Genomic DNA, 26,405 nt, shown 5'->3' with positions numbered 1-26,405 from the left:
CCGAGGGTCACTCGTCGATCTTCCACGGCATGACGAAGCCGAACTTCCAGAGGTAGACACCCAGCAGTGCGGCGATGATCACCAGACCGATGGTGGTGAGGATGATGTTCCGGCGGCGGACCTTGGGGTCGAGGGCACGCTGGGCGGCCTCGGTGACCTTGCGCTTGGTCCAGCGGAGCACGAGCTGGGCCCAGACGAACTCGGTCGCCCAGATCGCCATGCCGCCGAAGATGACCAGCCAGCCGGGCCCCGGGAGCGGCAGCATGACCACTCCGGCGCCGACCACGGCGAGTCCCACGATGAAGACGCCGACCTGCCAGCTCAGATGCAGGCCTCGCCGGGACTTGATGAACTCCGGTGCGCGGGATCCCAGTTCGGCATCTTGGCCGTCTGCGGACTCCCCGGTGCGCTCGTCACTCTCCGCATTCATGGCTCCCAACTTACCGGACGCGGAGCCGCCACCGGAATGGCGGTATTACCCCAGGTCACACGCGCCCATACGAGCTACCTGAACGATCACAAAACCGACAGAGGGGTTTACAACGGCACTGGAGGTGGCATGTCGATTTCGCCGACGTGCGAATCCCCGAGCGCACACTGAGCGAAAGGCCCTGGCGCTTATGAACACCACGGTCAGCTGCGAGCTGCACCTGCGCCTCGTTGTGTCGAGCGAGTCCTCACTGCCTGTACCCGCGGGCCTGCGGTATGACACGGCCGATCCCTATGCCGTGCACGCCACCTTCCACACCGGAGCCGAGGAGACGGTCGAGTGGGTCTTCGCCCGCGACCTTCTCGCCGAGGGGCTGCACCGGCCCACCGGCACGGGCGACGTCCGCGTCTGGCCATCCCGTAGTCACGGTCAGGGAGTCGTCTGCATCGCGTTGAGTTCTCCCGAGGGAGAAGCCCTGCTCGAGGCCCCGGCGAGGGCCCTGGAGTCGTTCCTGAAGCGGACCGACGCCGCGGTGCCGCCGGGCACCGAGCACCGGCACTTCGACCTCGATACGGAGCTCTCCCACATCCTGGCCGACAGCTGAGCCAGGCCGAGAGCCGCACAGCGCCGTCCGACTCGGGGCGACGGCGCCGCGCGGGCAGTCACATAGGCACGACACCGGCGCTCCCCACCGCGCAGCCGGCGCGGTGGTGGGCGCCGTTGTCCTTTTCCCGGTCGCGCTAAAGTCAGCGCCATTCCGCGGGCGCCCGCCCGCGGCCGGCCAGGGAGCGAATCGTGCTGATCCCTCACGACACCCGGATCGCCCTCGACACCGTCGTCGATCTGATGAACACCGCGCCCCAGGGCGACCGCGCCGACGAGCTCGCGGACATCCCGGGGCTGGCGACCTTCGTCCACGCCCACAAGATCAGCGGCGTGGGCGAGCTGGGCCCCGACGACCTGCGGGCCGTGCGCGAGGTGCGCGAGAAGTTCGCGGCGGTCTTCTCGGCCCCCGAGGCCCGAATCGCGGCCCCACTGATCAACCAGCTGGTGGCGGGTGCGGGCACCACGCCCCAGCTCACCGACCACGACGGCTACGACTGGCACGTGCACTACTTCGCGCCGGGCGCCTCGGTGGCGGACCACCTCGCGGCCGACTGCGGCATGGCGCTGGCGTTCATCGTGGTGGCGGGCGAGCAGGAGCGGCTTCGGCGCTGCGAGGCGCCGGACTGCGGCCGGGCCTTCGTCGACCTGTCCCGCAACCGCTCGCGCCGCTACTGCGACAGCCGCACCTGCGGCAACCGGCTGCACGTGGCCGCCTACCGGGCGCGCCGCAAGGAGGCCGCGGGCTGAGCCGGGGTCCGGGACCATAGCCGGGGCCTGGTTCGGGTTGGGGGTCCGTGTCGTCACAGCACGAAGAGATCGTGCACCGCGGCCATGAGCAGCAGACACCCGATCACCCCGAGAAAGATCATCAGCGGGGGCTGGGAGAGCGCGAACAGACAACCGCGCGGCTCTTCGGCAGGGGCATCGGCGGCGGGGACGGTCTCCCGCGAGGTATCCAGCATCTCGGGGGGATGATGGCGCACGCGGGACGCGGGAAATCCCGCAACACGCCCCACGACAGAGGGCGTTCATCCCTTCCCGTGGATCATGGGAAGGGGAAACCGCCAGAAGCGATCAGATTCCGTGCTTCTTCAGAATCGCCTCGATGTCGCTGAAGTCGTCGCCGGGGGTCTTGCCGGCCTCCGGCTTCGCCGTCACGGCACGCGAGGGCGACGACGCCGCCGGAGCCACGGCACTCGGTTCGGCCCCGCCGGTGGTCTCCTTGCGGCCGCCACGGCGCCGCTCCACGGCCCGGGTGGACAGGAAGAGCAGCCAGGCGACACCGAGGACACCGAAGCCGGCCCAGGCGACCGGACTGAACGCCGTGTCCGCGATCCATTCGACGGCACCCGTCATCACCAGACCGAGCGGCACCAGGGCGTAGGCCGCGATCCGGGCGGCGGACAGGAATCGCTTCCGGTACGCCATGATCGCGGCGATGCCCAGGCCCGCCGCGGACACCGCAGAGCAAATGGTCTCGGCGATCATGCGGTCCTCCAGGTCCCGGGTGATAAGTCCCTTCCATCCTGCACCGCCGACGCCGTCGGGGGCCATGCCCCGGGCCCGGTCTCAGGGAGATCTCCGGGTCACCCCCTCCGGATCTCCTCCCCAGGTCCCGGTGGGGAGACGCCCGCCCCTCCCCGTGAGGGAGACTGCTGTCATGAGTGACTCCACCACCGCACCCGCCTCCCCCGTCGTCCTGGAGGCGTGGTTCGACCTCCAGTGCCCCGACTGCTTCCAGGCTCTCGACGACGTCCGCGCGCTCCGCGAGAAGTACGGCGACCGGCTCGACGTACAGCTGCGCCACTTCCCGCTCGCGAAGCACAAGCACGCGTACGCGGCCGCGCAGGCCGCCGAGGAGGCCGTCGGGCAGGGCAAGGGCTGGCCGTACGCGGAGGCGCTGCTCGCCAGGACCGCGGAGCTGGGCGAGCGCGGCGAGTCGGTGCTCATGGAGGTCGCCACCGAACTCGGTCTGGACGCCGAGGAGTTCGACACCGCCCTGATCGACGGCCGGCACCTCCTGACCGTCGACGCGGACGAGGCCGAGGGCAAGGCGATCAAGGTCACCGGCACGCCGACCTATGTCATCGACGGCGAGCGTCTGGACGGCGGCCAGAGCCAGGACGGCCTGCGCGAGCGCATCGAGGAGATCGCCGACCGCCTCCTGAAGGCCTGACCGCCGGACCGCCTGCTCGACCGGGCCCGGGGCCTGATCGGCAGGACACCCCGGGCCGGCCCGATCCGACGGGAAATGCCGGACAGGCCCTGGAGAGTGTCCGCCAGGCGGGACATTCCGGACACGGCCTAGCGCAGTTCCTTCGCGCTGTTGACGTAGGTCGTGCGGTAGCCCAGCGACTCGTAGAGCCGGATCGCCGGGGTGTTGCCCGCGAAGACGTGCAGTCCGAGCAGGGTCTCCCCGGTCTCCCGCGCGACCCGCTCGGCGAGCAGCATGAGCGCCCGGCCGTAGCCGCGCCCGCGGTTCTCCTCGCCGACCTCGATGTCGTACACGAAGGCGGCCCACTGCCCCGGTTCCAGTTCGATCCGGCCGGTCCACAGGAAGCCGGCGGGCCGTCCGTCCCGGACGACCACGTGGATCGCCGTGCCGGGGGTGGCCAGGCCCTCGGGGAGGTACTTGGCGTGGCTGCTCTCGGCCTTGGCGCGCGCCTGCTCCTCGGGGACGCCGCGGTCGATCCAGCTCTGCGCGAAGCCCTGCTTGGCCCGCGCCACCCACGCCACGTACTCGGTCTCGGTCATCGGCCGGACCTCGACGCCCTCCGGCAGGACCGGCGGCTCGTCAGACAGCTCCTTGACCATGTTCCTGCTGCGCTCGGTGTAGCCGAGCGAGCGGGCCATCCGCAGCGCCGCCTCGGCGTCGGCGGGGACCGAGATCTGCACCTCGGCGCAGCCCCAGCCCCGCAGCACCTCCTCGGAGGCGAGCGCGGCGACCGTGCCCCGTCCCCGTCCCCGGTCCGGCGCGTCGACCCGGAGCCGGCCGATCGCACCGGAGGCGGCGCCGAAGCCCGGGTCGGTGGAGAGGTGGACGGAACCGACCCGGCGGCTGTTCACGCACACGTCGTAGGTGCGGGAACGGCCGCCGTCGGGCGTCTGCTGAAGCGGCTCGGCCGGCCGCAGAGTGGTGGTCATCAGTGGTGTTCTACCCACCCGGGGGCCGTCCGTCATCAGGTTTTACGGGAGGCGCGGATCCCGGTCCCGTGCGGCGTTCTCGTCGAAGATCCGCATGGCCTTGGCGGTGACCGGGCCGGGCGCCGACGACAGCTCGCGCCCGTCGACGCGGTGCACGGCCTGGACGTCGCGGAGGGTCGAGGTCAGGAAGATCTCCTCGGCGCTCTCCAGGACGTCCAGCGGCAGGTCGGTCTCCCGCGCGCCGGTCCACTCGACGGCGAGGGCGCGGGTGATGCCGGCGAGGCAGCCGGAGGAGACGGGCGGGGTGAGGATCCGGCCGTCGACCACGACGAAGACGTTGGAGCCGGTGCCCTCGCAGAGCTGTCCGACGGTGTTGGCGAACAGCGCCTCGGTGGCGCCCTGCTCGCGCGCCCGGGCGAGGGCGACCACGTTCTCGGCGTACGAGGTGGTCTTGAGTCCGGTGAGGGCACCGCGCTCGTTGCGGGTCCAGGGCACGGTGATCACGGCGGTGGAGTCGGCCCGGCGGCCGGTCTCCCCGAGACCCACGACCAGGCTGGTCCCCGCGTCGCCGCGCTCCGAGCCGAGCGGGGAGAGGCCGCCGGTGTACGTGATGCGGAGCCGGCCGAGCTCCATCGGGTTCGCTCCGATGACGGCGGCGCAGGCGCGGCGGACCTCGTCGAGGTCCGGGTCGGGCAGGCCGAGACCGCGGGCGGAACGGGTGAGGCGCTCCAGGTGGAGGGTGAGAGCAAACGTTTCTCCCCGCTCGACCTTGACCGTCTCGAAGATGCCGTCGCCGACGGTCAGTCCGTGGTCCAGCACGGAGACCAGGGCGGTCTCCGCGTCGTGCAGCCCGCCGTTGACCCAGAGTTTCATCGAGAAATGGCCTTTCCACTCGCCTCAAGGGCGCCTGACTCGTAGGCGCCCGACGCTATCGCGACCAGCCGGGCCGCCTTGAGCTCGGTCTCCTGCCACTCGCGCTCCGGGTCGGAGCCCCAGGTGATCCCGGCGCCGGTGCCGAAGCGGAGCACGTTCTCAGGGCGGTCGATCCAGAAGGTCCGTATGCCGACGGCCAGCTCGGCGGTGTCCGCGTCGGCGTCCACCCAGCCGATGCCTCCGCAGTACGGACCGCGGGGGGCGGTCTCCAGGGCCTCGATGATCCGCAGCGCGCTGGACTTGGGTGCTCCGGTGACGGAGCCGGGCGGGAACGTGGCGTCGAGCAGCTCGGGCCAGCCGGCGTCCTCGCGCAGCAGACCGGTGACCGTGGAGACTAGGTGGACGAGGCCGGGGTGCTCCTCCAGCGCGCAGAGGGCGGGGACGGCGACGGAGCCGGTCTCGCTGACGCGTCCGAGGTCGTTGCGGACCAGGTCGACGATCATCACGTTCTCCGCGTGGTCCTTGGGGAGGAGATCGGCGGCGGTGCGACCGGTCCCCTTGATGGGGCCGGAGGTGATCAGGGCCCCTTCCTTGCGGAGGTAGAGCTCGGGGGAAGCGGTGGCGATCTCCACTCCGTGCGCGGGCAGGCGGATCGTTCCGGCGTACGGGGCGGGGTTGCCTCGGGCGAGGAGCGCGGTGAGGGCGTCGACGTCGGCGGCGGCCGGGTCCGGCAGCGGCGCGGTCAGCACCCGGCAGAGGTTCGCCTGGTAGACCTCGCCGCGCGCGATGTGCTCGCGCACGCGCCGGACACCCGCGGTGTACGCGGCGCGGTCGAGGGAGGACGTCCAGTCACCGGCTGCGGGGCCGAGCCAGCCGCCGGGGACGGGCGAGGGGACGGGGTCGGGCCGCACGTCGCCGAAGCGCGCGCAGGTCAGACGCCCCTCGAAGTCCGCGCAGACGGCCCAGAAGCCGGCGGAGTCCAGGGCTTCGGGGTCGTGGGTGACGTCCCGGAGGTCGGTCGCGAGGAGGCCGCCGAAGCGGGCCAGCGGAGCAAGGTCGTGCACGCATCGAGTCTAGGTCCGCCGGAGGGGGGACACCGGGGGCGCGTGCACGGGGGCTCCCCGCGACCTCGGGGACACGGCGAGTGAACGTGGCGCGAACCCTCCGGGACGCCGTGCCGGGCGCCCGGATCGGCGCGCAGGTCAGCACGCTGCGGAAACGCGTTTTTGTGCTGGCCCAGGAATCCGCTAGAGTTCAACACGTCGCCGGGACGCGCAAGCGAAACGGAAACGACAAGCGGACGTGGCTCAGTTGGTAGAGCATCACCTTGCCAAGGTGAGGGTCGCGAGTTCGAATCTCGTCGTCCGCTCGATGTGGGGGATCTTCCCGAACCCCTGTATTCACTCCTGGTGGAGTGGCCGAGAGGCGAGGCAACGGCCTGCAAAGCCGTCTACACGGGTTCAAATCCCGTCTCCACCTCCAAGCGCGATTAGCTCAGCGGGAGAGCGCTTCCCTGACACGGAAGAGGTCACTGGTTCAATCCCAGTATCGCGCACGCAGAACAACCGAAGATCCGGTCCGTACGGACCGTCCCGCGCGATTAGCTCAGCGGGAGAGCGCTTCCCTGACACGGAAGAGGTCACTGGTTCAATCCCAGTATCGCGCACGCAGCACCCAGTACCTCCGGGTACGACGTGTGCACCACCCGCGCGATTAGCTCAGCGGGAGAGCGCTTCCCTGACACGGAAGAGGTCACTGGTTCAATCCCAGTATCGCGCACCACCAAGAAGCCCCCGGCCGCATCTCGCGGACCGGGGGCTTCCTCGTACACCGGCACATGCGCCGGTTCGTGCACCGGGCGGGAGACCCGGTGCACCTCCGGTCAGGAGGAGAAGAGCATCCGGCCGAAGCCGCGCTGGCGGTAGTGACCGCCGCCGTGGTGACCGCCGTGGTGCGGGGCGCCCCAGGCGGGAGCGGCGGGGGCGGGCTGCGCCGGGTAGGCCTGCGGGGCCGGCGGGGCGGGCGGCGCCTGCTGGACCCACTGGGACTCCAGGCGGGTCAGGGACTCCAGCTCGCCGTAGTCCAGGAATATCCCGCGGCAGCCGCTGCACTGCTCGATCTGGACGCCGTTGCGGTTGTACGTGTGCATGGCCGCATGACACTTCGGACACTGCATGCTCGGCTCAACTCCCTGACTTCGCCGTTCGAATGGTCCTTCACCTTACGTGGACGCCGAAGGGGCGGAGTCGGTTCGATGTCCGGCGATACGGGCGCAGGTGTCGATCATCACGTCCTCCACCTCGTCGAGCGGCCGGCCCTCCCCCGTCGACTTCGCGAGGGCCAGGGCCGCCGTCTGGACCGTCAGGGCGCGGGCGGGCACGTCGAGTCGGACCCACGGATCGGCGCCCACGGCCGGGCCGCCCGCCTCCACGTACGCGCCGAGGAAACGGGACCAGACCTCCGGGGGCAGGATGCCGGCGGCGAACCAGGCGGCGGGGCGGGCCAGATCCCATGCCGGGTCCCCGAGACCCAGGTCGTCCACGTCGATGAGACGCCAGGGGCCGTCGAGCCGGGAGCCGGTGTCTCGGACCAGTTGGCCGAGGTGGAAGTCGCCGTGGCAGAGGAGGCGGGTCCCCTGGGCGGGATTGCCGGCGCCCGGCCGTCGGGCGTCGCCGGGGACGGATCGCCACGCGGCGAGGACGGTCGCGGTGGCCGGGTGGTCCGGGGCCGCGCGGAGCATCCGGTCCACGGCGAGGGCCGCCTTGACCGGGGCCCGCATCTCCGGGAGCCGGTCCGCCGACCCGGGCGGAGGCGGGGTGCCGTGGAGGAGCGCCAGGAGCCGCGCGGCCTCCTCCCAGGGGGCGGCGTCGGGGTCCACCGGGTCGACGGGCGGGCCGTACGGCCAGAGGGTGACGGGACGGCCGTCGAGCTCGGCGGGCACGGTCGCGGGTGCCGGGAGCGGCGGGAGGAACACACCGGAGACCGCCGGGTGCGCCGCGAGGGCCAGCCGTGCGCGGTGCGCCTCGGGGTCGGTGCCGGGGGCGTGCGCCTTGGCGACCAGTCCACCGTGGCGCACGACGGTCCCGTCGTCCCGGTCGGCGAGCACCCCGACCAGGGCACTGGGACAACGGCAAGGGGCGCCGGGGCGGTGAGCGGCGGCGTGTGCGACGGCCGCGAGTCGGGCCGGCGGGAGCCGGGCGGGGCGGTCGTCCGTGCGGGGCGGGGCGGTGGGGTCCACGCCCGGAGCGTACGGGGTGGGAACGCGCGAAGGCCGGTCAGCTCCCCAGCTGACCGGCCCCACGCTGCCGTCCGCCGCACCCCCGTCCCCACGGGGTTGAAGGCCGGATGTCCTGACCCGGGCCGCTCTCCCGGGTCCGGAGCGCCTCTCAGCGCCCCAGCATCACGCCCACGGACGACGCCTGTGTGGCCACCGCGTCCCAGCCGCCGAAGGCGAACAGGAGCAGGGCCGCGAGAGGGAGGACCATGGCGGTGGCCACCAAGGGGTGCCGTCGGCTCGAAGGCCGGGCGCTCGTCCGCGATGCCGTGAAAGCCATGGTTCCTCTCCTGTCGTGAATGGCGCGGCGGGTGCTTGACCTCGGGGGACGAGTGCTGCACCCGCCGCTTGACATCAACATTAGGGAGCGCGGGGCGGCTGGACGTCATGCCCGCGTACCGACTTGCGGGCCTCCCGGAGGATGACGCCCGACCGTACGGCGTACTCCCCTGGGTGGAGACGGAGTCTCGGAACCCGGGGTCTTCCCTGAGGGGTTCCATGAGGGCCGGCGGAGGGGCGGCCCGGACGTGACTTCGCTCACTTCGCGGGGCGTCGCGCGAACGCCCTGGTCCCGGGGCCTCTCGGGACGCCTCCGGGCCCCTCTGAGCCGGCTATCGACAGATCGTCAACTGGGTTGTTGGGGCGGGTGGTTGGAAGGCCTCCACCGTGATCGTCTCCGTCGCTCGTACCCCTCAGCACTGACAATCGATCCCGGTGCGAGGGCGCGGCCTATGAGCACGTACGGGCGCCCTTACGTAAGCTGTGCCACGTCGAACGGACGAGGGGACGGACATGGCGATGATGCGGCTCCGGCGCGAGGATCCGCGGATCGTCGGGTCGTTCCGACTCCACCGCAGGCTGGGGGCCGGCGGGATGGGAGTCGTGTACCTGGGGTCCGACCGGCGCGGCCAGCGGGTCGCGCTCAAGGTGATCCGGCCCGACCTGGCCGAGGACCAGGAGTTCCGGTCCCGGTTCGCCCGCGAGGTGTCGGCCGCCCGGCGGATCCGCGGGGGCTGTACGGCCCGGCTGGTGGCCGCCGACCTGGAGGCCGAGCGCCCCTGGTTCGCCACCCAGTACGTGCCCGGCCCCTCGCTGCACGACCGGGTCGCCGAGGAGGGCTCGCTGCGCGCCGCCGACGTGGCCTCGATCGGGGCCGCCCTCTCGGAAGGCCTCGTCGCCGTCCACGAGGCCGGGGTCGTGCACCGGGACCTCAAGCCCTCGAACATCCTGCTCTCCCCCAAGGGCCCCCGCATCATCGACTTCGGCATCGCCTGGGCCACCGGGGCCAGCACCCTGACCCATGTCGGTACGGCCGTCGGCTCGCCCGGCTTCCTCGCCCCCGAGCAGGTGCGCGGCGCCGCCGTCACCCCCGCCACCGACGTGTTCTCCCTCGGTGCCACCCTGGCGTACGCGGCCATGTCCGACTCCCCCTTCGGGCACGGCAGTTCCGAGGTCATGCTCTACCGGGTCGTGCACGAGGAGCCGCAGTTGCACGGGGTGCCCGACGCGCTGGCGCCGCTCATCCGGGCCTGCCTGGCGAAGGACCCCGAGGACCGTCCCAGCACCCTTCAGCTGTCGATGCGGCTCAAGGAGATCGCGGCGCGCGAGGCGCAGGGGCTGCCGGTGTCGCGGCCGCCCGTACAGCGGGAACGGGCCGAGGAGCGGAACACCGTACGGCCGACCGAGCGGTACACCGAGCGGGACGTGCCCGGTCGTGGGCCCGAGCGGGGTGCGGAGCGGGGCGGTGAGCGGGCCACGGAGCGCGGCGCCGACCGGGGTACCGAGCGGGACCGCGGCGGGCGCGGGCCCGGACCGGCCTCCCGGCCCTCCGGCGGGCCGCGGACCGGTGGCCGTCCGGCGACCAGGCCGGGTGCCCGCTCGACGTCCACGGGCCGCCGCCCCGCCAACCCGCGGCTGCTGCGGCAGCGGCTCTTCGTCTTCGTGGTGGTGACGCTGGTGGTCGCCCTGGGCATCGCCGCCGCCCAGGCCCTTCAGGGGTAGGTCGGGTCCGGAAAGGACTGCCGTCCGCCCGCGGGCCGGGCGGAACCTTCCCGATACGACCACCCCGGCGGGTGGGCACCGGGCTTGAGCCGGTGCCGGTGGGGACCTCTCAGGACTGCGGGCGGCCCGTCGCCACCGCGTAGAAGGCCACCGCCGCCGCCGCGCCCACGTTCAGCGAGTCGACGCCGTGGGCCATCGGAATACGGACCCACTCGTCCGCGGCGCGCAGCGCCTGCGTGGACAGGCCGTCGCCCTCCGCACCCAGCATCAGGGCCACCCGCTCCATGCGGTGCGGCGCGGCCTCGTCGATCGACATCGCCTTCTCGGCCGGCGTCAGCGCGAGGAGCTTGAAGCCCGCCTCCCGTACCGCCTCCAGGCCACGCGGCCAGGTGTCGAGACGGGCGTACGGGACGGAGAACACCGCGCCCATCGACACCTTCACCGAGCGCCGGTACAGCGGGTCCGCGCAGTCCGGCGACAGCAGCACGGCGTCCATGCCGAGGGCCGCCGCGCTGCGGAAGATCGCACCGATGTTGGTGTGGTCGTTCACCGACTCCATCACGACCACCCGGCGGGCGTCGACGAGCAGTTCGGCGGCGTCCGGGAGCGGCTTGCGCTGCATGGAGGCGAGGGCGCCACGGTGCACGTGGTAGCCGGTGACGCGTTCCGCGAGGTCCGGCTGGATCGCGTACACCGGCGCCGGGACCTCGTCGATGACGTCCCGCATCACATCGACCCACTTGGCGGAGAGCAGCATCGACCGCATCTCGTACCCCGCCTGCCGGGCCCGGCGGATGACCTTCTCGCCCTCCGCGATGAACAGGCCCTCGGCCGGCTCCCTTCTGCGGCGGAGTTCGACATCGGTCAGACCGGTGTAGTCGCGCAGGCGCGGGTCGTCGGGGTCGTCGATCGTGATGAGTTCGGCCACGAGGTGATACTGCCTTGTCCGGGGTGTGGTGCCAATGTGTGTGCGGCCGTGCGTCGGCCGCCGCGTCGCCCGCTCCTGAGCGGTGTCACCTGACCAGGCGGTCCGGGCCTTCCGTCACCACGTCGCCGATCACGATGACCGCCGGCGGGCGGACCTCCTGGGCCTTGACGGTCTCCGCGACCGTCGCCAGCGTCGCGTCCACCCGGCGCTGGGAGGCCGTCGTGCCCTCCTGGACCAGGGCGAGCGGCGTCTCCGGGTTCTTGCCGTGGGCGATCAGCGCCTCGGCGATCTTCCCGATCTTGTCCACGCCCATCAGGATCACGAGCGTGCCGGTGAGCTTCGCGAGCGACGCCCAGTCGACCAGCGAACGCGGGTCCTCCGGGGCCACGTGCCCGCTGACCACCGTGAACTCGTGCGCCACGCCCCGGTGCGTCACCGGGATGCCCGCCGCGCCCGGGACCGAGATCGAGCTGGAGATGCCCGGCACCACCGTGCAGGCGATGCCCTCGACGGCGAGCGCCTGCGCCTCCTCCATGCCCCGGCCGAAGACGAACGGGTCGCCGCCCTTGAGCCGTACGACGGACCTGCCGGCCTTGGCGTGCTCGATCAGCGCGTTGTTGATGGCCTCCTGGGCCATGAACCGGCCGTACGGGATCTTCGCCGCGTCGATCACCTCGACGTGCGGGGGCAGCTCGTCCAGGAGGTCGCGGGGGCCGAGCCGGTCGGCGATGACCACGTCCGCCTCGGCGAGCAGCCGGCGGCCGCGCACCGTGATCAGGTCCGGGTCGCCGGGGCCGCCGCCGACCAGGGCGACGAAGGGGGTACGCGCGCGGTGCTGCGGGGCGGCGATCGAGCCGTCCCGCAGTCCCTCGACGATCGCGTCGCGCACGGTGGCGGAACGGCGCGGGTCGTGGCCGGTGAGCACGGCGACGGTCACGCCCTCGCTGCGGCCGGTCGCCGGGGTCCAGGCGGTGGCCGCCTCGGCGTCGTCGGAGCGTACGCACCAGGTCCTGGTCCGCTCGGCCTCCGCGGAGGCGGCGGCGTTCGAGGCCGGGTCGGTCGTGGCGACCAGGGCGTACCAGGCGTCGGCGAGGTCACCGTCCTCGTACCGCCGCTTGGTCCAGGTGATCTCGCCGGCCTCGGCCATCGCCTCGACCGAGGGGGTCGCGGAGGGGGAGATCAGCGTGATGTCGGCGCCCGCGGCGATCAGCGCGGGGAGCCGGCGCTGGGCGACCTGGCCGCCGCCGAGGACGACTACGCGGCGGCCGGCCAGGCGCAGGCCGACGGGGTAGGCGGGGTGCGTCGTCGGCTGGGCGGTGTGATCGGCGTGCTCGGCCATGGGTGAGCGGCTCCTCGGAGGGCGGGTGCTGGCCGCTGCTGCGGTGAAGCGGCTGGTGGGGCCACGATATCGGTGGCGGTGCTCCGTCACGTTGTGACGGATCTCCCGGGGGCTGAGCCGGGTTGCTCGGTTGAGCCTCGGGGGCTTCCCGTGGGGCCTGTGCCCGGTGGGCCCCGTGCGTGGGGGCCGCTCCGGGACCGTTTTCGGGACCGCATGATTCACGGCGCGTGCTGCGGCTTGAGACTGCGGCCTTCTTCTACGCGCCGCACATCGCGCTTCACGTCCCGAACACGGTCCCTGCGCGTCCCCCACTTCCGTGCGTGGGTGGGGGACGCGCCCGGGTGCTACTTCTCGGTGACGCCCGCCGAGTCGAACGTGGCCACCTCGTGCATCGCGCGGGCCGCGCTCTGCACCAGCGGGAGGGCGAGCAGTGCGCCCGTGCCCTCGCCGAGGCGGAGGTCCAGGTCGACCAGGGGGCGCAGGCCCAGCTTGTTGAGCGCGGCCACATGGCCCGGCTCGGCACTGCGGTGACCGGCGATGCAGGCCGCGAGCGACTCCGGTGCGATCGCCCGGGCCACCAGGGCCGCCGCGCCGGTGGACACGCCGTCGAGGATGACCGGGGTACGCAGGGAGGCCGCGCCCAGGATCAGGCCGACGAGGGCCGCGTGCTCCAGGCCGCCGATCGCCGACAGGACGCCGATCGGGTCCGCCGGGTCCGGCTTGTGCAGGTCGAGGGCACGACGGACGACGTCCACCTTGCGGGCGTGCGTCTCGTCGTTGATGCCCGTGCCGCGGCCGGTGACCTCGGTCGGGTCGACGCCCGTGTAGACCGAGATCAGGGCGGCGGACGCGGTGGTGTTCGCGATGCCCATCTCGCCCGTGAGCAGGGCCTTGTTGCCGGCGGCGACCAGGTCCCTCGCCGTTTCGATGCCCACCTCGATCGCCGCCAGCACCTCGTCGCGGGTCATCGCGAGACCCGTGGTGAAGTCGGCGGTGCCGGGGCGGACCTTGCGGGGCAGGAGACCGGGGGTGGCCGGGAGTTCGGAGGCCACGCCCACGTCGATGACGCAGACCTCCGCGCCCACCTGGTTGGCGAAGGCGTTGCAGACCGCTCCCCCGCCGAGGAAGTTGGCCACCATCTGGCCGGTGACCTCCTGCGGCCAGGGAGTCACGCCCTGGGCGTGGACGCCGTGGTCGCCCGCGAAGATCGCGACGGCCGCCGGCTCCGGGATCGGCGGCGGGCACACCCGGGAGAGTCCGGAGAGCTGCGCCGCGATGATCTCCAGCATGCCGAGCGCACCGGCGGGCTTGGTCATCCGCTTCTGGCGCTCCCACGCCTCGCCGAGCGCCTTGGCGTCCAGCGGGCGGATGTTGGCGATGGTCTCCTGGAGCAGGTCGTGCGGCTCCTCGCCGGGCAGGGCACGGCGGCCGTACGTCTCCTCGTGGACGACCCAGGCCAGCGGGCGCCGCTTGGACCAGCCCGCCTGCATCAGCTCGGGCTCCTCGGGGAACTCGTCGACGTAGCCGACGCAGAGGTACGCGACCACTTCGAGGTGCTCGGGGAGGCCCAGGGTGCGGACCATCTCGCGCTCGTCGAAGAAGCTGACCCAGCCGACGCCGAGGCCCTCGGCGCGGGCGGCGAGCCAGAGGTTCTCGACGGCGAGCGCCGAGGAGTACGGGGCCATCTGCGGCTGCGTGTAGCGGCCGAGGGTGTGGCGGCCGCCGCGCGTGGGGTCGGCCGTCACGACGATGTTGACCGGGGTGTCGAGGATGGCCTCGATCTTCAGTTCCTTGAACTGCTTCGCCCGGGCCTTCGGCAGCGACTTGGCGTAGGCCTCGCGCTGTCGCTGGGCCAGCTCGTGCATCGTCTGCCGGGTCTCGGCGGAGCGGATGACGACGAAGTCCCAGGGCTGCGAGTGGCCGACGCTGGGGGCCGTGTGGGCGGCCTCCAGGACGCGGAGCAGCACCTCGTGCGGGATCGGGTCGGAGCGGAAGCCGTTGCGGATGTCGCGGCGCTCGCGCATCACGCGGAGGACGGCCTCGCGCTCGGCGTCGTCGTAGCCGGGGGCCGGGGCCGAGTTCGTGGCCTGGTCCGCGTCGTCGTCTTCGCCTTCGTCTTCGTCTGTGGTGGCCGGGGTCGTCTCCACCTCAAGGGCGGGGGCGGCTTCCGTGGTGGCTGCGTCATCCTGGAGCGCCTCAGGGGCGTCCGTGGGAGCGTCCGTCTGTGCGTCCGTGGATGCGACGGGCTCTTCCGCCTCGGCCTGCGGTGCCTCGACGGCGGGGACCGCCTCGGCCTCCGGCGTCTGCTCGGGCAGGGCGTCGGGGGCGTCTTCCTCCGGGACGAACGGGATCTCCTCGGCGACCGCCTCCACGGGGGCCTCCTCCGGGAGCTGCTCCGTGAGGATCTGCTCCTCGGCGGGCTGCTCCTCGGCGGCCTGCCCCTCGGGGATCTGCTCCTCCGCCACGGCGGACGGCTCGGCCGGGGCCTCGGGGGCGGCTTCGGCGGCGGGCTCCGTGGGCTCGTCCGGCTGCGGCTCGGCCACCGGGGCCTGCTCTGCCTCGGGGGCCTGCTCGGCTTCCGGGGCGTGCTCGGCCTCAGGTACGGCGACGGGCTCTTCGGGCTCCGCCGTCGCGGGCTCGGGGGCCTCGGCCGTCGGCTCGCCCTCACGCGGGGCGGGGACGGTGACCTGGGCTTCGGGCGTCTCCACCGGGGCCTCGGGTGCGGGCTCCGTGACCGCGACCTGGGCCTCGGGGGCCGTCTCGGGCTCGCCCGGCTCGTCCTGCTCGGGCGCGGGAGCCGCCTCGGGCGCCGGGATCGGGGCCAGGTGGGGGGTCGTCGGGACATTGCCCTCGACCTGGACGAACTGCCCGCTCTGCGGGACGACCGTTTCTGCGGGGAACGCGGCGGCCTGCGGGGCCACGGGCTCCTCCGGCTGCGGGGCCCACGGCTCGGGGCTCTGCGGCGCGAGCTGCTGATCCTGCGCGATCTCGAAGTACTCGGGGCCGGTGGTGGGCGGGCCCGGGTTACGCACCGGCATCGGCGCGGGGCCGGTGGCCACGAGCGACTCGGGGACGGGTGCGGGCAGCGGAGCCGGGGCGGGCGCCGCGGCGGGGCCGCGGTCGGCCAGCGAGAGCACGACACCGCCGGCCTCGGGCACGGCCGGACCCATGTGCAGCGGGCGGCGCGCGGGCTGCGGGGCGGGGGCCGGGGCGGGCGGGGGCACCCGGACGCCGCCGAGGTCGACGGAGCCGGAGTCGCGGCCCGCGGCCTCGTGCGCGCCGGTGTCGAGGATGCCGGGCTCGTAGCCGTGGTCGGTGTGCGTCGCCGGCTCCTGCGGGGCCACGGGGACGCCGTGGGCGGGGGTGCCGGTGAGCTGGTCCAGCGGAACGCCGTGGGCGGGGGTGCCCGTCGTCTGGTCCACCGGGACGCCGTGCGCCGGAGTGCCGGTCGCCTGGTCCAGGGGGACGCCGTGCGCCGGGGTGCCCAGCGGTACGCCCTGCGGCGGGGTCTGGTGCTGGGGGGCCGTGAGGACGTCGGCGAGGGCGACGGAGTCCAGCGGTGCCGTCAGCGGGTCCGGCAGGGGGTCGGTGAGCGGGTCACTCATCGCCGGCGCCTCCTGGTGCGGGGCGGCCGGGTGCGGCGCGCCCTGATGGGGTACCGACTGGTTCGGGACCATGGGTGCCGCCGGCTGCGGCACGGCGACCGGCGGTGCGGGCGCGATGCCCGGCGGGTGCTCGCTCCAGGCGCCCTGGGCGCCCGGCATCAGGAGCAGGTCGTCGTCCTCGGTGGTGTGCTCGGAGGGGTCCAGGAAGGTGTACGCGCCCGGTGCGGGGATGCCCGGCTGCTCGACCATGCCTGCGTTCTCCGGCAGCCCCTCGCCCGGGACCTGGCCGGTGTCCGTCATGCGTACCCCTCGCCCATCGCTTGTGCTCCTTCAGACCTGCGCCCATCGACAAGAACGAGCGCGTGCGCCGCGCGGCACGAAGGACACGCGGACACCCACACATTGTCGCGGCCCCGGGCCTCCGTGGCATGGAGATTCGCCACGGTGCGCTGTGGACTGCGCCACGTCGCGCGGTCCCCCCTTGTCGCGTACCACGTCAGCGGCGCAATGTGGCCACCAATTCAGGACATTGACGAACGAAGCGCCGAACATCCGGATGCGGTACAACAATCGGCCAGCCTACCTGGCCCGGCGGGCGGCCTGGTCACGGGTGGGGTGGCCCCCCTAGGCGTGGGGGGTGTCGGTCCTGCGGCCGGAGAGCAGGAAGACGACCGAACGCTCGCGTTCCGACCAGTCGTGCGGGTCGAGCCCGACGGTCTGGAGGAGGAGGGTCTCGACGGTGTAGCCGCCGTCGGCGAGGGCGGTGCCGATCGCCTCGGCCTCGTCGCGGGTGGAGGCGTGGGCGACGATGCGCTCGGGACGCCGGTCGGTGCAGGCTGTGACGACGGGAACCCCGCCGGCCGCGATCCGTACGACATCGGGTTCGGGCAGGTTCTCCAGGACGTGCGGGGCCCGGCCGGGGACGGTCTGGAGAGGTACGCCGTGGCGGCGGGCGGCCTGCTCGGTGCGGGTGCAGGCGGCCGGGTCGATGTCCACGGCGATGACGGCGGCGCCGAAGCGGGCGGCCTCGACGGCGAAGGCGCCGCCCGCACAGCCGATGTCCCAGACGAGGTCGCCGGTGCGGGGCCCGAGGCGGGCGAGCTGGGCGGCACGCAGGGACGGGTCCTCGCCCGCGCCGGTCCGGGCACCGCCCGCGGCCGGGTCGTACTCCGCCGCGGGCAGGCCCCAGCCGCGGACCGGGGGCGCCGCCGGGTCCTGGCCCATCAGCCAGGGGGCGGCGGGGGTGCCGCCCGCGGTGCCGCCGATGACGAGGACGACGTTCGGGTCGCGCCAGACGTGGTCGGCGGCCTTGTCGGAGGTGAGGACGGAAACCTGTTCGCGGTCGGTGCCGAGTTCCTCGCAGACGACGAAGGTGCGGTGGACGCCGTCGAGGAGGAGCGCGAGTTCGGCGGGTCCCGCGCCCGGCGAGGTGAGGACGGCGACCTTGGGGTGGGCGCGGCAGACGTTGACGGCGCGGCGCAGGGTGCGCTGGTGGGCGACGACGATCCGGGCGTCCTCCCAGGGCATCCCGGCACGGGCGAAGGCGGCGGCGACGGAGGAGACGGCGGGGACGACCTCGACTTCGAGGCCGTGTTCGGGGGCGCGCAGGGTGCGGACGACGCCGAAGAAGCCGGGGTCTCCGTCGGCGAGGACGACGGCGGTGCCGCGGTGGCCGGCGATGCGGCGGGCGGCGAGGTCGACGCTGCCGAGGCGGATGCGTTCGGCGCCGGGCGGGACCTCGGGCAGCGCCAGGTGATGGGCGGCGCCCGCCACCAGGGTGGCGGCGGAGAGCGCGGACCGGGCCGCCGCGGTGAGGGGCGAGCCGTCCCAGCCGATCACCGTGACGCGGTCGGCCATTCGTCGTCTCCTGGTGTCGTCGCAGGTCGGGGGCGTGCCGAGCGTACCCCGGGTGGCGGTCCGGGGCTCAGCTCCAGTCGGTGTACGAGGAGTATCCGGCCTCGGCCATCTGGTCGGCGACGCCGTCGAGGTCCTCGGGGAGGAGGCCCCACACGATGTAGTCGGTGCGCAGCTCGGTCCAGCTGCCGTCCTCGGTGCGGGTGCGGGCTATGCAGGCGTTGCGCAGGACGCCCTCGCTGATGCAGCCGATCTTCTGGGCGACCTGCTGGGAGGCGGTGTTGTCGGCGGCGGTGCGCAGTTCGAGGCGCTCGAACTTCTGGTCGCCGAAGAGCCACTGGGCGGTGGCGAGGGCGGCTTCGGAGGCGTATCCCTCGCCGCGGGCCCAGGGGGCGACGATGTAGGAGATCTCGGTGGAGCGGACCTTCCAGTCCGTCTTGGCCAGTTGGACGATGCCGACCAGGCGCTGGGTGAGGAACTCGGTGACGGCGAGGTCGATGCCCCGGCCCGCGGCGCGTTCGGCGGGCGCGTACTCGGTGATCCAGCGGCGGGCGGCGGCCTCGGTGTAGGGCTGGGGCACCGCGGTCCAGGCGCCGACGAGTTCGTCGTTCATCATCTCGGCGAGGGCGGGGGCGTCCCCCTCCTCGAGCGCGCGCAGCACCAACCGGTCCGTGTTGATGGAGATGTCCGGAAAGGTGGTAGTCATGCGCAGCTCCATGCCGTGGACCGTCCGAATCGACCGTGAACGCACAGCATGCAGCATGCGGGCGCCGGTGCGCATGGCCGGGTCGGTGTCGGGTGGGGGGTGTGGCGAAGGCCCCGCGCACCGGACGGGGTGCGGGGGCCTTCTCCTCAAGGACTGTACGGGGGAACCGGTCTGACGGTCCCTCGGACTCCGGAGCCTACTTGGTGGCGCCGAAGGCCGGGATGACCGAGCCCTTGTAGGTGTCCTCGATGTACTTCTTCACCTCGGGCGAGTTGAGGAGCTCGGCGAGCTTCTGCACGCGGGCGTCCTTCTCGTTGCCCTCCTTGACGGCGAGGAAGTTGGCGTACGGGTTGCCTTCGGCCTTCTCCAGGGCGATGGCGTCCTTCGCCGGCGAGAGCTTGGCCTCGATGGCGTAGTTGCCGTTGATGACGGCGGCGTCCACGTCGTTCAGGGCGCGGGGCACGGTGGCGGCCTCCAGCTCCTTGAACTCCAGGCCCTTCTTGTCGGTGATGTCGGAGATCTTGGCGTTGGTGCCGACACCCGGCTTGATGGTGATCAGGCCGTTCTCGGCGAGCAGCTGGAGCGCGCGGCCGCCGTTGGTGGTGTCGTTGGGGACGGCGATGGTCTGGCCCGCCTTGATGTCCTTCACCGACTTGATGTTCTTGGAGTACAGGCCCAGCGGCTCCAGGTGGACGTTGACCACCGGGACGATGTGGGTGTTGTTCTTCTTGTTGAAGTCGTCGAGGTACGGCTTGTGCTGGAAGAAGTTGGCGTCGACCTGGCCGGTCTCGGTGGCGGTGTTCGGCAGGACGTAGTCCGTGAACTCCTTCACCTCCAGCTTCAGGCCGGCCTTCTCGGCCAGGTTGTCCTTGACGTAGTTGAGGATGTCGGCGTGCGGCGTCGGGGACGCGGCGACGACGAGGGCCTTGGAGGCGTCTCCGGAGCCGGCCGAGTCCTTGGACCCGGGGTCCGAGGAGGTGCCGCAGGCGCTGAGGCCGAGGGCGAGGGCGGCTGCGGTGGCGATACCGGCGGTGAGCTTGATGTTCTTACGCACGAAGAGTGCCTCTTTCCGGTGGAGCGGTGGTCGCCTGGACAACAAGTCCGGGCTGTTCTTCGAAGGACGAAGTCTGGGGTGGCCGGGGGGCGTTACGCGGTACGGCCCCGGCGGGCGAGGAGTCGTACGACTCCGTCGCCGATGAGCTGGACGACGGTCACGATCAGGACCAGGACGACCACGGTGACGAGCATGAACGTGGTGTCGAAGCGCTGGTATCCGTAGGTGACGGCCTTGGAGCCGAGGCCCTCGCCGCCGACCGCGCCGGCCATCGCGGAGTAGCCGATGAGGACGATGACCGTGGTGGTGACGCCCGAGATCAGCGAGGGCAGGGCCTGCGGGAGCAGCACCTTGCGGACGATGGTGGGGATGCCGCCGCCCATGGACTGGACGGCTTCGACGAGCCCGTGGTCGACCTCGCGGATCGAGGTCTCGACGAGGCGCGCGAAGAAGGGGATGGCGCCGATGGCGAGGGGCACGATCATCGCGGTCGGGCCGATGAAGGTGCCGACGACGAGGGTGGTGAACGGGATCAGGGCGATCAGCAGGATGATGAACGGCAGCGAACGCCCGATGTTCACGATCGCACCGACGACCTTGTTCACCGGCAGGTTCTGCAGCAGTCCGCCCTTGTCCGTGAGGACGAGGAGGATGCCGAGCGGCAGGCCGCCGAGCACGGTGACGACGGTGGCCCAGAGGACCATGTAGAGGGTGTCGACGGTGCCCTGCTCCAGCAGTGGCTGCATCTCGGACCAGGTCACTTGGCACCTTCCTTCACGAGCAGGGTCGCCGCGTCCTGGACAACCGTTTCTTCGGTGAGCGTCTCCTCGACGACCTCGACCTGGAGGCCCTGCTCGCGCAGGAAGCCGACCGGGACGACGTTGTCCTCGTACCGCCCGGGCAGCTCGATCCGCATCCGGCCGATCTGCTTGCCGCCGACGGTGTCCATCGCCGCCCCGAGGATCGAGATGTCGATGTTGTACGTGCGGGAGAGCTGCGAGATGACGGGCTGGGTCGCGGCGTCGCCGTGGAAGGTGACGTCGACGACCGTGCGGTCGGGGCCGGTGTGGGCGCCGCTGACCGGGAAGAGCTCGGCCGCCAGCTGGGAGCCGGGGGTGGCGAGCAGTTCGCCGACGGTGCCGGACTCGACGACGCGGCCGTGCTGCATGAGCGCGGCGGAGTCGCAGATCGTCTTCACGACGTCCATCTCGTGGGTGATGAGCAGGACGGTGAGGCCGAGCTGCTGGTTGAGGTCGCGCAGCAGCTGGAGGATGGAGCGGGTGGTCTCCGGGTCGAGGGCGCTGGTGGCCTCGTCGGAGAGCAGGACCTTGGGCTTGCCGGCGAGGGCGCGGGCGATGCCGACGCGCTGCTTCTGACCGCCGGAGAGCTGGCCGGGGTAGGACTTGGCCTTGTCGGCGAGGCCGACCAGGTCGAGGAGTTCGAGGGCGCGGCGGGAGCGCTCGGCACCGGAGACGCCCAGGATCTCCAGGGGAAGTTCGATGTTGTCCTTCACCGTGCGGGAGGACAACAGGTTGAAGTGCTGGAAGACCATGCCGATGCTGCTGCGCGCCCGGCGCAGGTCCTTGCCCGCCCGGCGGCCCTTGCCGGCGAGTGCGGTGAGGTCGACGCCGTCGACGGTCACGGTGCCGGAGGTGGGACGCTCCAGGAGGTTGACGCAGCGGATGAGCGAGGACTTGCCGGCGCCGCTCTGGCCGATCACGCCGAACACCTCGCCCTCGCGGACGTGGAGGTCGACACCGTCCAGAGCGGTGACCTGGCGGCCGCGCGACTCGTAGACCTTGGTCAGGCCCGAAGTGGTGATCACAGGGGTTTCCGTCACTGTCGAGTGCGCGACGCGGGGTCCGTCGTGCACGGGGCATTCGTCTTCGGACAGTCAGGCGCACGGAGGCCGCTCCGGCCGGGTGGCCGGGAGTCTCGGCGGTGCGCGGGGCGGGCACGGTCCATCGCCGGAAGGCGGGAGGAACGGCACAGCCGTCGGTCTCGCTTCGGGGCGCGAGACTCAGGCGGGGGCCCTCAGAAGGCGCACATTCGACACATACAACGAGCACCGGGCGTGGGGATCGCCTCGGTCGCAAGGGTGCGGCTGCTCGTCGTGGTCATGTCTGCAAGTAAAGCATGCGCAGGTGCGAACGAAAGGGGGCTGTCCGAATAGCGGACGGCATTGAGACGTCATGCGGACACTTCGGAGGCCCTCGTTCCGCTCGCTCTCCCTGTGTAGCCTGCGGGGACGCGCACCCTCACCGGGACCCGTGGGGGTCCGGCGGGGACGTCACGGACGCCGGCTGTGGCCAAGGCCACGGTCCGCGCGCGTGGCCGCGGCGGCGGCGCGGGGGGCGAGCGCATCGGGCCTTTCGGACCGTAATACCCTCGGGCGCATGCTTGACGCCCTGACGGTCGCGGTCTCCGTGGCCGCGCTCGCCCTCGCCGCCTGGTGCGGCTACGCCGCCTTCCGTGACCAGTCGACCAAGGACTGGCACTTCATCGGCATGGCCGTGGTGTCCTTCCTCGTCCTGGTCCAGCTGATCGTCGGGATCGTGCAGCTGACGCGCGGCGAGAAGGCCGAGGAGGGCGCGACGATCTTCGTCGCCTATCTGCTCGGGGCCCTGTGCGCGGTGCCCATCGCCGGGTTCATGTCGCTCGCGGAGCGCAGCCGGTGGGGTTCGGCCACGGTGGCCGCCGGCGCGGTCGTCCTGGCCGTGCTCGAAGTGCGTCTCTACGACATCTGGACGGTGGGCTGACCATGACCGAGACGCAGGAAAAGGCCGCACGGGGCGCGAAGACCCGTCTCGTCACGGGCCCCGGCATCCTGCTGGTCTGGCTGTACGGCGTGATGTCGGTCGGCGCGGTCTCCCGCTCGATCTACCAGATCGCCACCGAGTTCGACCGGGCGCCGCTCGCGTACGCCCTGTCGGCGGTGGCCGCCGTCGTCTACGCCTTCATCACCTACACCCTGGTGCGGGGCGGGGAGACGGCCCGCAGGGCGGCGCTGGTGTGCTGCGCCGCCGAGCTCGCGGGCGTGCTGATCGTCGGGACCTGGACGCTGGTCGAGCCGTCCGCCTTCCCGGACGCGACGGTCTGGTCGGACTACGGCTACGGCTATCTCTTCATTCCGGTCCTGCTTCCGCTGACCGGCATCTGGTGGCTGCGCCGGTCGCGGACCCTCACCGCCGCCTGAGTCAGGCGGCGGCCTTCTCCAGGGTCACCAGGGTGAGCCTGGGGCCGAGCTCGCGGGTGGCGACCTGCGCGTACCCCTTGCTGCGGTAGAGGCGCAGGTTGCCCTCGCTGCGGTGGCCGGTGAAGAGCTGGAAGCGCTTGGCGGACGGGGCGGGGAGCTGCTCCGCAGCGGACGCGAAGTGGCGCTCGATGCCGTCGAGGAGCCGGCCGCCGAGGCCGTGGCGCTGCATGCGCGGGTGCACGATCAGCTTGGCGATCCGTACCGTGCCGTCCTCGTCGAGCCGGGCCCGTACGGAGGCGACGACCTCGTCACCGAGCCGGGCCACCAGACCGTGCCCCTCGGCCAGTTCGGCGCGCAGGGCGTCGAGCGACTGGGTGAGCGGTTCGATGGACCAGTCCCCGTAGAGCTCCGCCTCGCTCTGGTAGCAGAGGTACTGCAGCTTCAGGATGTGCTCCGCGTCCTGCGCATCCGCCGCTGAGATGGTCACACTCAGGCCCATGTGTGCACGCCTCCCGCTCATCTGGTCGATCATCGGTTTACCGCACCCTTCCCCGTCGGCCGGGGGCGGGAACCTCTGCAGCCAGCATTCTGCGCAGGCATCCCAGGCAACGGGAACGCATCGGCCCCAGACTGCCCTGTGAGATACCCAACTCTCCTGCGATTTCCCGGTACGTGGGGTCCTCGGGATCGAGCATCGCGGTCAGCACCCGGGGGCAGCGGCCGGGCGTCCTGGTGACGGCGGCGCGCAGGGTGCGGCTGCCCTCGGCGACCATCAGCGAGTGTTCCGGGGAGCCGTGGGGCCCGGAGCCGCCCGGATCCTGGGCGGGTTCGTCCCGGTAGGGGCGCTCGCGGTCGCTGGTCCTGCGGGCACGGCGGGCCTCCGCGCGGACGGCGCGGCGCAGCCATTCGGCGGGGCGCTCGGGGGCGGCCCCCGTCTCCTTGAGCTGCTCCAGGAGACGGAGCCAGACGGCCTGTTCCAGGTCGCCCGGGTCGACTCCGGCGGCCGGCGCCTCGGCGTCCGACTCGGCGGCGAGCAGCGGGGCGAGGGCGGCGAGGAGCCCGGGGGTGGCGGTGTCGTCGACGGCGGGGGCGGCGGTGTCGTCGAGGGTCGTGGTGCCGGAGGTGGTGGTGCCGGGGGCGGTGATGCCGGGGGTGGTCATGAACCGCACGATGCCGGGGCACGCGGGCGTGGTTGCGGTACGGGGCGTAAACCACCCGGGAGGAGGTCGTGCGGGCCCGATGGCCGGACCCGCACGGGTGTCCGGACTCAGCCGCGGGCGGTGAAGTCCGCCGCGCCCAGCAGGGCGGTGTCCGGGTTGTCGGAGAAGATGCCGTCGATCCCCGTCTCCAGGTACCGCTTCAGGGCCCCGAAGGAGTCCCCGTACGCCGTCGGGTCCGTGCCCCTGCGGAAGTCCGCGGGCAGGAAGGAGTTCTCGTTGCGGTGGGTGTACGGGTGGAGGATCAGGCCCTCCGCGTGCGCGTCGCGGACCAGGGTGGTCGGGTCGCCGAGGCGGCCGCTCGCGTCCTTGGGGATCACCAGGTCGAGGGTGGGTCCGATGCCCTTGGCGTACGAGGCGATCCAGCGCAGGCCCTCGGGCGTGACCAGGTCGGCGACCGTGCGCGGGTCCCCTGCCTGGACGAAGTCCCAGGGGCGGCTGCTCGCGCCGGAGAGCAGCACCACTCCCGGCGAGTCCACCAGCTTCGCGAGCCGCTGGATGCTGCCGGGCTCGAAGGACTGGAGGAAGACCGGGGAGTTCGCGCGGTGGCGGCCGTACCGGCGCAGCAGCTTGGCGAGGCGCTCCTCCAGGCCCAGGCCGAGGGAGCGGAAGTACGTGGGGTGCTTGGTCTCGACGTGCAGCCAGATCTCGCGGCCCCGGCGACGGCCCTCCTCCTCGGCCCAGCGCAGCACCTCCTCGAAGGTGGGGATCGTCCAGCGGCCGTCGTAGAGGGTGTTCTCCTGGCGGACGGCCGGAATGCGCTCCTTGGCCCGGAGGGACTTGAGCTCGGCGAGCGTGAAGTCCTCGGTGAACCAGCCGGTGAGGGAGACGCCGTCGACGCTCTTGGTGGTCTTCCGGGAGGCGAACTCGGGGTGGTCGGCGACGTCGGTCGTGCCGGTGATGTCGTTCTCGTGGCGGCAGACGAGGTGCCCGTCCTTGGTGGGGACGAGGTCCTGCTCGATGACGTGGGCCCCGAGGTCCAGGGCGTGCCGGTAGGAGCCGAGGGTGTGCTCGGGGCGGTAGCCGCTGGCGCCGCGGTGGGCGATGACGGTGGGGACGGGCAGGGAGCGGTAGCCGCGGCCGTGACCGTGACTCCGGCCCGACGCCGCGGACGGGACCTCGGCGGTCCCCGACGCCGCCGCCTGTGCCACGCCGCTGCCCGCGGCGAGGGCCGTGGAGGCGCCGAGGACGGTGGCGCCCGCCGCTCCGAGAACCGTGCGCCGGGCCGGGATCCGGCGTTCGCCCTGGGTCATGTGGTGTCCTCCTGTGTCATGTCCCGCACCTGTCGACGGGTGCCCCCGACGCTAGGCATCGGGGCCCTACGGGCGGCAGACCTACGCCGAACATGGCGGAAACACACGTCAACACTGCGTATCCACTCGGTGAACCCGATGTGCGCACGGGCGTGACCCGCGAGTATCGTCGCCAGCTGCACCGTCAGCTCGACTGACCCGCGTCCCACCGGAGGAACCGTTGTCCCGTCTCGCGATCATCAAGGCAGTGCTCGGGCCGGTCATGCGCCTGATGTTCCGCCCCCGCGTGGAGGGCGCCGAGAACATCCCGGGGACCGGTCCCGTCATCCTCGCGGGCAACCACCTGACCTTCATCGACTCGATGATCATGCCGATCTGCCTGGACCGTCCGGTCCACTTCATCGGCAAGGACGAGTACGTGACGGGCAAGGGCGTCAAGGGCCGGGCGATGGCCTGGTTCTTCACCAGCGTCGGCATGATCCCGGTGGACCGGGACGGCGGCCGCGGCGGTGTGGCGGCCCTGATGACCGGCCGTCGGGTCCTCGAAGAGGGCAAGATCTTCTCGATCTACCCGGAGGGCACTCGCTCCCCCGACGGCCGGCTGTACCGGGGCCGTACGGGCATCGCGCGACTCACCCTGATGACGGGCGCGCCGGTGATCCCGTTCGCGATGATCGGCACCGACAAGATCCAGCCGGGCGGCGCGGGCTTCCCGCGTCCGGGCAAGGTGACGGTCCGCTTCGGCGAGGCGATGGAGTTCTCGCGGTACGACGGGATGGACCGCGACCGCTATGTGCTGCGGGCGGTGACGGACTCGGTGATGGCCGAGGTCATGCGGCTCTCCGGGCAGGAGTACGTGGACATGTACGCCACGAAGGCGAAGGCCGCGTAGTCCCCCGGGCCGCGCAGTTCCCGGGGCCGCCCG

The 26,405-nt window shown here is 72.4% G+C and carries 27 protein-coding genes and 5 tRNA genes; 12 read left to right on the top strand and 20 right to left on the bottom strand.

The features are described from left to right. Window positions 1-7: 7 nt before the first annotated feature. On the bottom strand, window positions 8-430 hold the full coding sequence (locus OG259_RS33315; protein WP_328945614.1) for a TIGR02611 family protein: 423 nt from the start codon (window positions 428-430) through the stop codon (window positions 8-10). A 190-nt stretch (window positions 431-620) separates the two neighbouring features. Between OG259_RS33315 and OG259_RS33310 the strand changes: the two genes are divergently transcribed. Further along, a complete protein-coding gene (locus tag OG259_RS33310) occupies window positions 621-1,034 on the top strand; it encodes an SsgA family sporulation/cell division regulator (RefSeq protein WP_015032345.1) in 414 nt (137 codons plus the stop codon). 191 nt (window positions 1,035-1,225) lie between these two features. Further along, complete coding sequence (locus tag OG259_RS33305; protein ID WP_266889754.1) at window positions 1,226-1,783, top strand: CGNR zinc finger domain-containing protein; 558 nt, start codon at window positions 1,226-1,228, stop codon at window positions 1,781-1,783. 53 nt (window positions 1,784-1,836) lie between these two features. Here OG259_RS33305 and OG259_RS33300 read toward each other — a convergent pair whose 3' ends face one another. Further along, the gene (locus tag OG259_RS33300) at window positions 1,837-1,998 is read right to left on the bottom strand and encodes a hypothetical protein (RefSeq protein WP_328945613.1); all 162 of its coding nucleotides are present in this window, start codon (window positions 1,996-1,998) and stop codon (window positions 1,837-1,839) included. Between the two features lie 112 nt (window positions 1,999-2,110). Next, complete coding sequence (locus tag OG259_RS33295; RefSeq protein WP_328945612.1) at window positions 2,111-2,524, bottom strand: hypothetical protein; 414 nt, start codon at window positions 2,522-2,524, stop codon at window positions 2,111-2,113. Between the two features lie 172 nt (window positions 2,525-2,696). Here OG259_RS33295 and OG259_RS33290 point away from each other — a divergent pair, with 172 nt between their 5' ends. Next, entirely contained in the window at window positions 2,697-3,212 is a 516-nt protein-coding gene (locus OG259_RS33290; protein ID WP_328945611.1) for a DsbA family protein, read from the top strand. 128 nt (window positions 3,213-3,340) lie between these two features. On the opposite strand, the gene OG259_RS33285 is transcribed toward OG259_RS33290, so the two are convergent. Genes OG259_RS33285 through OG259_RS33275 form a run of 3 tightly spaced genes read right to left on the bottom strand, consistent with a single transcriptional unit; the run spans window position 3,341 to window position 6,117 of the window. Beyond that, window positions 3,341-4,180, bottom strand: a complete 840-nt coding sequence (locus OG259_RS33285; RefSeq protein ID WP_328945610.1) for a GNAT family N-acetyltransferase — start codon at window positions 4,178-4,180, stop codon at window positions 3,341-3,343. A 42-nt stretch (window positions 4,181-4,222) separates the two neighbouring features. Then, complete coding sequence (locus OG259_RS33280) at window positions 4,223-5,053, bottom strand: aminotransferase class IV (RefSeq protein WP_328945609.1); 831 nt, start codon at window positions 5,051-5,053, stop codon at window positions 4,223-4,225. Further along, on the bottom strand, window positions 5,050-6,117 hold the full coding sequence (locus OG259_RS33275; RefSeq protein ID WP_328945608.1) for a chorismate-binding protein: 1,068 nt from the start codon (window positions 6,115-6,117) through the stop codon (window positions 5,050-5,052). The genes OG259_RS33280 and OG259_RS33275 overlap by 4 nt, the downstream gene beginning before the upstream one ends. Before the next feature lie 232 nt (window positions 6,118-6,349). Here OG259_RS33275 and OG259_RS33270 point away from each other — a divergent pair. The 5 genes from OG259_RS33270 (at window position 6,350) to OG259_RS33250 (ending at window position 6,835) form a co-directional block, all read left to right on the top strand. Next, window positions 6,350-6,422 (top strand) — tRNA-Gly (locus tag OG259_RS33270). Window positions 6,423-6,461: 39 nt separating this feature from the next. After that, window positions 6,462-6,535, top strand: a tRNA-Cys gene (locus OG259_RS33265). A 1-nt stretch (window position 6,536) separates the two neighbouring features. Further along, window positions 6,537-6,608, top strand: a tRNA-Val gene (locus OG259_RS33260). Window positions 6,609-6,647: 39 nt separating this feature from the next. Then, window positions 6,648-6,719 (top strand) — tRNA-Val (locus OG259_RS33255). Window positions 6,720-6,760: 41 nt separating this feature from the next. Further along, window positions 6,761-6,835, top strand: a tRNA-Val gene (locus OG259_RS33250). A 100-nt stretch (window positions 6,836-6,935) separates the two neighbouring features. Here the strand turns inward: OG259_RS33250 and OG259_RS33245 are convergent. From OG259_RS33245 to OG259_RS33235, 3 genes are all read right to left on the bottom strand, one after another. Continuing rightward, window positions 6,936-7,229, bottom strand: coding sequence for a TFIIB-type zinc ribbon-containing protein (locus OG259_RS33245; protein ID WP_266889767.1), 294 nt, complete (start codon window positions 7,227-7,229; stop codon window positions 6,936-6,938). Between the two features lie 45 nt (window positions 7,230-7,274). Beyond that, on the bottom strand, window positions 7,275-8,291 hold the full coding sequence (locus tag OG259_RS33240) for an aminoglycoside phosphotransferase family protein (protein WP_328945607.1): 1,017 nt from the start codon (window positions 8,289-8,291) through the stop codon (window positions 7,275-7,277). A gap of 148 nt (window positions 8,292-8,439) precedes the next feature. Further along, window positions 8,440-8,607, bottom strand: coding sequence for a hypothetical protein (locus OG259_RS33235; protein WP_266889771.1), 168 nt, complete (start codon window positions 8,605-8,607; stop codon window positions 8,440-8,442). Between the two features lie 512 nt (window positions 8,608-9,119). Here OG259_RS33235 and OG259_RS33230 point away from each other — a divergent pair. Continuing rightward, a complete protein-coding gene (locus OG259_RS33230; protein WP_328945606.1) occupies window positions 9,120-10,328 on the top strand; it encodes a serine/threonine-protein kinase in 1,209 nt (402 codons plus the stop codon). Between the two features lie 109 nt (window positions 10,329-10,437). On the opposite strand, the gene OG259_RS33225 is transcribed toward OG259_RS33230, so the two are convergent. The 8 genes from OG259_RS33225 to OG259_RS33190 all read right to left on the bottom strand — a co-directional run bounded on the left by OG259_RS33225 (window position 10,438) and on the right by OG259_RS33190 (window position 21,639). After that, window positions 10,438-11,256 (bottom strand): TrmH family RNA methyltransferase, encoded by an 819-nt coding sequence (locus OG259_RS33225; RefSeq protein ID WP_328945605.1) that lies wholly within the window; start codon window positions 11,254-11,256, stop codon window positions 10,438-10,440. A gap of 85 nt (window positions 11,257-11,341) precedes the next feature. Beyond that, on the bottom strand, window positions 11,342-12,595 hold the full coding sequence (gene cobA, locus OG259_RS33220; RefSeq protein WP_328945604.1) for a uroporphyrinogen-III C-methyltransferase: 1,254 nt from the start codon (window positions 12,593-12,595) through the stop codon (window positions 11,342-11,344). 344 nt (window positions 12,596-12,939) lie between these two features. Then, complete coding sequence (cobT, locus tag OG259_RS33215; RefSeq protein WP_328945603.1) at window positions 12,940-16,500, bottom strand: nicotinate-nucleotide--dimethylbenzimidazole phosphoribosyltransferase; 3,561 nt, start codon at window positions 16,498-16,500, stop codon at window positions 12,940-12,942. A 324-nt stretch (window positions 16,501-16,824) separates the two neighbouring features. Beyond that, a complete protein-coding gene (gene cbiE / locus OG259_RS33210) occupies window positions 16,825-18,057 on the bottom strand; it encodes a precorrin-6y C5,15-methyltransferase (decarboxylating) subunit CbiE (RefSeq protein ID WP_328945602.1) in 1,233 nt (410 codons plus the stop codon). 67 nt (window positions 18,058-18,124) lie between these two features. Continuing rightward, window positions 18,125-18,760, bottom strand: a complete 636-nt coding sequence (locus OG259_RS33205; RefSeq protein ID WP_328945601.1) for a GNAT family N-acetyltransferase — start codon at window positions 18,758-18,760, stop codon at window positions 18,125-18,127. 196 nt (window positions 18,761-18,956) lie between these two features. After that, window positions 18,957-19,814 (bottom strand): MetQ/NlpA family ABC transporter substrate-binding protein, encoded by an 858-nt coding sequence (locus OG259_RS33200; RefSeq protein ID WP_328945600.1) that lies wholly within the window; start codon window positions 19,812-19,814, stop codon window positions 18,957-18,959. Window positions 19,815-19,906: 92 nt separating this feature from the next. Continuing rightward, window positions 19,907-20,575: a methionine ABC transporter permease gene (locus OG259_RS33195; RefSeq protein ID WP_328945599.1), complete on the bottom strand. Its 669-nt coding sequence runs from the start codon at window positions 20,573-20,575 to the stop codon at window positions 19,907-19,909. After that, complete coding sequence (locus OG259_RS33190; protein WP_328945598.1) at window positions 20,572-21,639, bottom strand: methionine ABC transporter ATP-binding protein; 1,068 nt, start codon at window positions 21,637-21,639, stop codon at window positions 20,572-20,574. The genes OG259_RS33195 and OG259_RS33190 overlap by 4 nt, the downstream gene beginning before the upstream one ends. A 571-nt stretch (window positions 21,640-22,210) precedes the next feature. Between OG259_RS33190 and OG259_RS33185 the strand changes: the two genes are divergently transcribed. Together OG259_RS33185 and OG259_RS33180 are read left to right on the top strand one after the other, a co-directional pair. Next, window positions 22,211-22,573, top strand: a complete 363-nt coding sequence (locus tag OG259_RS33185) for a hypothetical protein (protein WP_266889792.1) — start codon at window positions 22,211-22,213, stop codon at window positions 22,571-22,573. Window positions 22,574-22,575: 2 nt separating this feature from the next. Next, window positions 22,576-23,010 (top strand): hypothetical protein, encoded by a 435-nt coding sequence (locus tag OG259_RS33180; protein ID WP_328945597.1) that lies wholly within the window; start codon window positions 22,576-22,578, stop codon window positions 23,008-23,010. A gap of 1 nt (window position 23,011) precedes the next feature. On the opposite strand, the gene OG259_RS33175 is transcribed toward OG259_RS33180, so the two are convergent. The 3 genes from OG259_RS33175 to OG259_RS33165 form a co-directional block, all read right to left on the bottom strand. After that, window positions 23,012-23,509 carry a GNAT family N-acetyltransferase gene (locus OG259_RS33175; RefSeq protein ID WP_328945596.1) on the bottom strand — a complete coding sequence of 166 codons (498 nt, stop codon included), beginning with the start codon at window positions 23,507-23,509 and terminating at the stop codon, window positions 23,012-23,014. 37 nt (window positions 23,510-23,546) lie between these two features. Beyond that, window positions 23,547-24,170 (bottom strand): sigma-70 family RNA polymerase sigma factor, encoded by a 624-nt coding sequence (locus OG259_RS33170; RefSeq protein ID WP_328945595.1) that lies wholly within the window; start codon window positions 24,168-24,170, stop codon window positions 23,547-23,549. Between the two features lie 107 nt (window positions 24,171-24,277). Next, window positions 24,278-25,480 carry a glycerophosphodiester phosphodiesterase gene (locus tag OG259_RS33165; RefSeq protein ID WP_328945594.1) on the bottom strand — a complete coding sequence of 401 codons (1,203 nt, stop codon included), beginning with the start codon at window positions 25,478-25,480 and terminating at the stop codon, window positions 24,278-24,280. A 220-nt stretch (window positions 25,481-25,700) separates the two neighbouring features. On the opposite strand from OG259_RS33165, the gene OG259_RS33160 reads away from it, so the two are divergent. Continuing rightward, complete coding sequence (locus OG259_RS33160) at window positions 25,701-26,372, top strand: lysophospholipid acyltransferase family protein (RefSeq protein ID WP_328945593.1); 672 nt, start codon at window positions 25,701-25,703, stop codon at window positions 26,370-26,372. Window positions 26,373-26,405 lie beyond the last annotated feature (33 nt).

It is taken from the genome of Streptomyces sp. NBC_00250, assembly GCF_036192275.1.
In the GTDB taxonomy this organism is placed as follows: domain Bacteria; phylum Actinomycetota; class Actinomycetes; order Streptomycetales; family Streptomycetaceae; genus Streptomyces.
Note: the sequence above shows the minus strand (reverse complement) of the source record. Positions and strands in the feature narration are given on the sequence as shown.

Bases quoted from the DNA above. Each gene is read 5' to 3' on its own strand.
- cobA (WP_328945604.1), bottom strand. From the start codon at position 12,595: ATGGCCGAGCACGCCGATCACACCGCCCAGCCGACGACGCACCCCGCC.
- cobT (WP_328945603.1), bottom strand. From the start codon at position 16,500: ATGACGGACACCGGCCAGGTCCCGGGCGAGGGGCTGCCGGAGAACGCA.
- OG259_RS33300 (WP_328945613.1), bottom strand. From the start codon at position 1,998: ATGCTGGATACCTCGCGGGAGACCGTCCCCGCCGCCGATGCCCCTGCC.
- OG259_RS33245 (WP_266889767.1), bottom strand. From the start codon at position 7,229: ATGCAGTGTCCGAAGTGTCATGCGGCCATGCACACGTACAACCGCAAC.
- OG259_RS33285 (WP_328945610.1), bottom strand. From the start codon at position 4,180: ATGACCACCACTCTGCGGCCGGCCGAGCCGCTTCAGCAGACGCCCGAC.
- OG259_RS33315 (WP_328945614.1), bottom strand. From the start codon at position 430: ATGAATGCGGAGAGTGACGAGCGCACCGGGGAGTCCGCAGACGGCCAA.
- OG259_RS33235 (WP_266889771.1), bottom strand. From the start codon at position 8,607: ATGGCTTTCACGGCATCGCGGACGAGCGCCCGGCCTTCGAGCCGACGG.
- OG259_RS33175 (WP_328945596.1), bottom strand. From the start codon at position 23,509: ATGGGCCTGAGTGTGACCATCTCAGCGGCGGATGCGCAGGACGCGGAG.
- OG259_RS33280 (WP_328945609.1), bottom strand. From the start codon at position 5,053: ATGAAACTCTGGGTCAACGGCGGGCTGCACGACGCGGAGACCGCCCTG.
- OG259_RS33170 (WP_328945595.1), bottom strand. From the start codon at position 24,170: ATGACCACCCCCGGCATCACCGCCCCCGGCACCACCACCTCCGGCACC.
- OG259_RS33230 (WP_328945606.1), top strand. From the start codon at position 9,120: ATGGCGATGATGCGGCTCCGGCGCGAGGATCCGCGGATCGTCGGGTCG.
- OG259_RS33290 (WP_328945611.1), top strand. From the start codon at position 2,697: ATGAGTGACTCCACCACCGCACCCGCCTCCCCCGTCGTCCTGGAGGCG.
- cbiE (WP_328945602.1), bottom strand. From the start codon at position 18,057: ATGGCCGACCGCGTCACGGTGATCGGCTGGGACGGCTCGCCCCTCACC.
- OG259_RS33185 (WP_266889792.1), top strand. From the start codon at position 22,211: ATGCTTGACGCCCTGACGGTCGCGGTCTCCGTGGCCGCGCTCGCCCTC.
- OG259_RS33310 (WP_015032345.1), top strand. From the start codon at position 621: ATGAACACCACGGTCAGCTGCGAGCTGCACCTGCGCCTCGTTGTGTCG.
- OG259_RS33205 (WP_328945601.1), bottom strand. From the start codon at position 18,760: ATGACTACCACCTTTCCGGACATCTCCATCAACACGGACCGGTTGGTG.
- OG259_RS33180 (WP_328945597.1), top strand. From the start codon at position 22,576: ATGACCGAGACGCAGGAAAAGGCCGCACGGGGCGCGAAGACCCGTCTC.
- OG259_RS33165 (WP_328945594.1), bottom strand. From the start codon at position 25,480: ATGACCCAGGGCGAACGCCGGATCCCGGCCCGGCGCACGGTTCTCGGA.
- OG259_RS33295 (WP_328945612.1), bottom strand. From the start codon at position 2,524: ATGATCGCCGAGACCATTTGCTCTGCGGTGTCCGCGGCGGGCCTGGGC.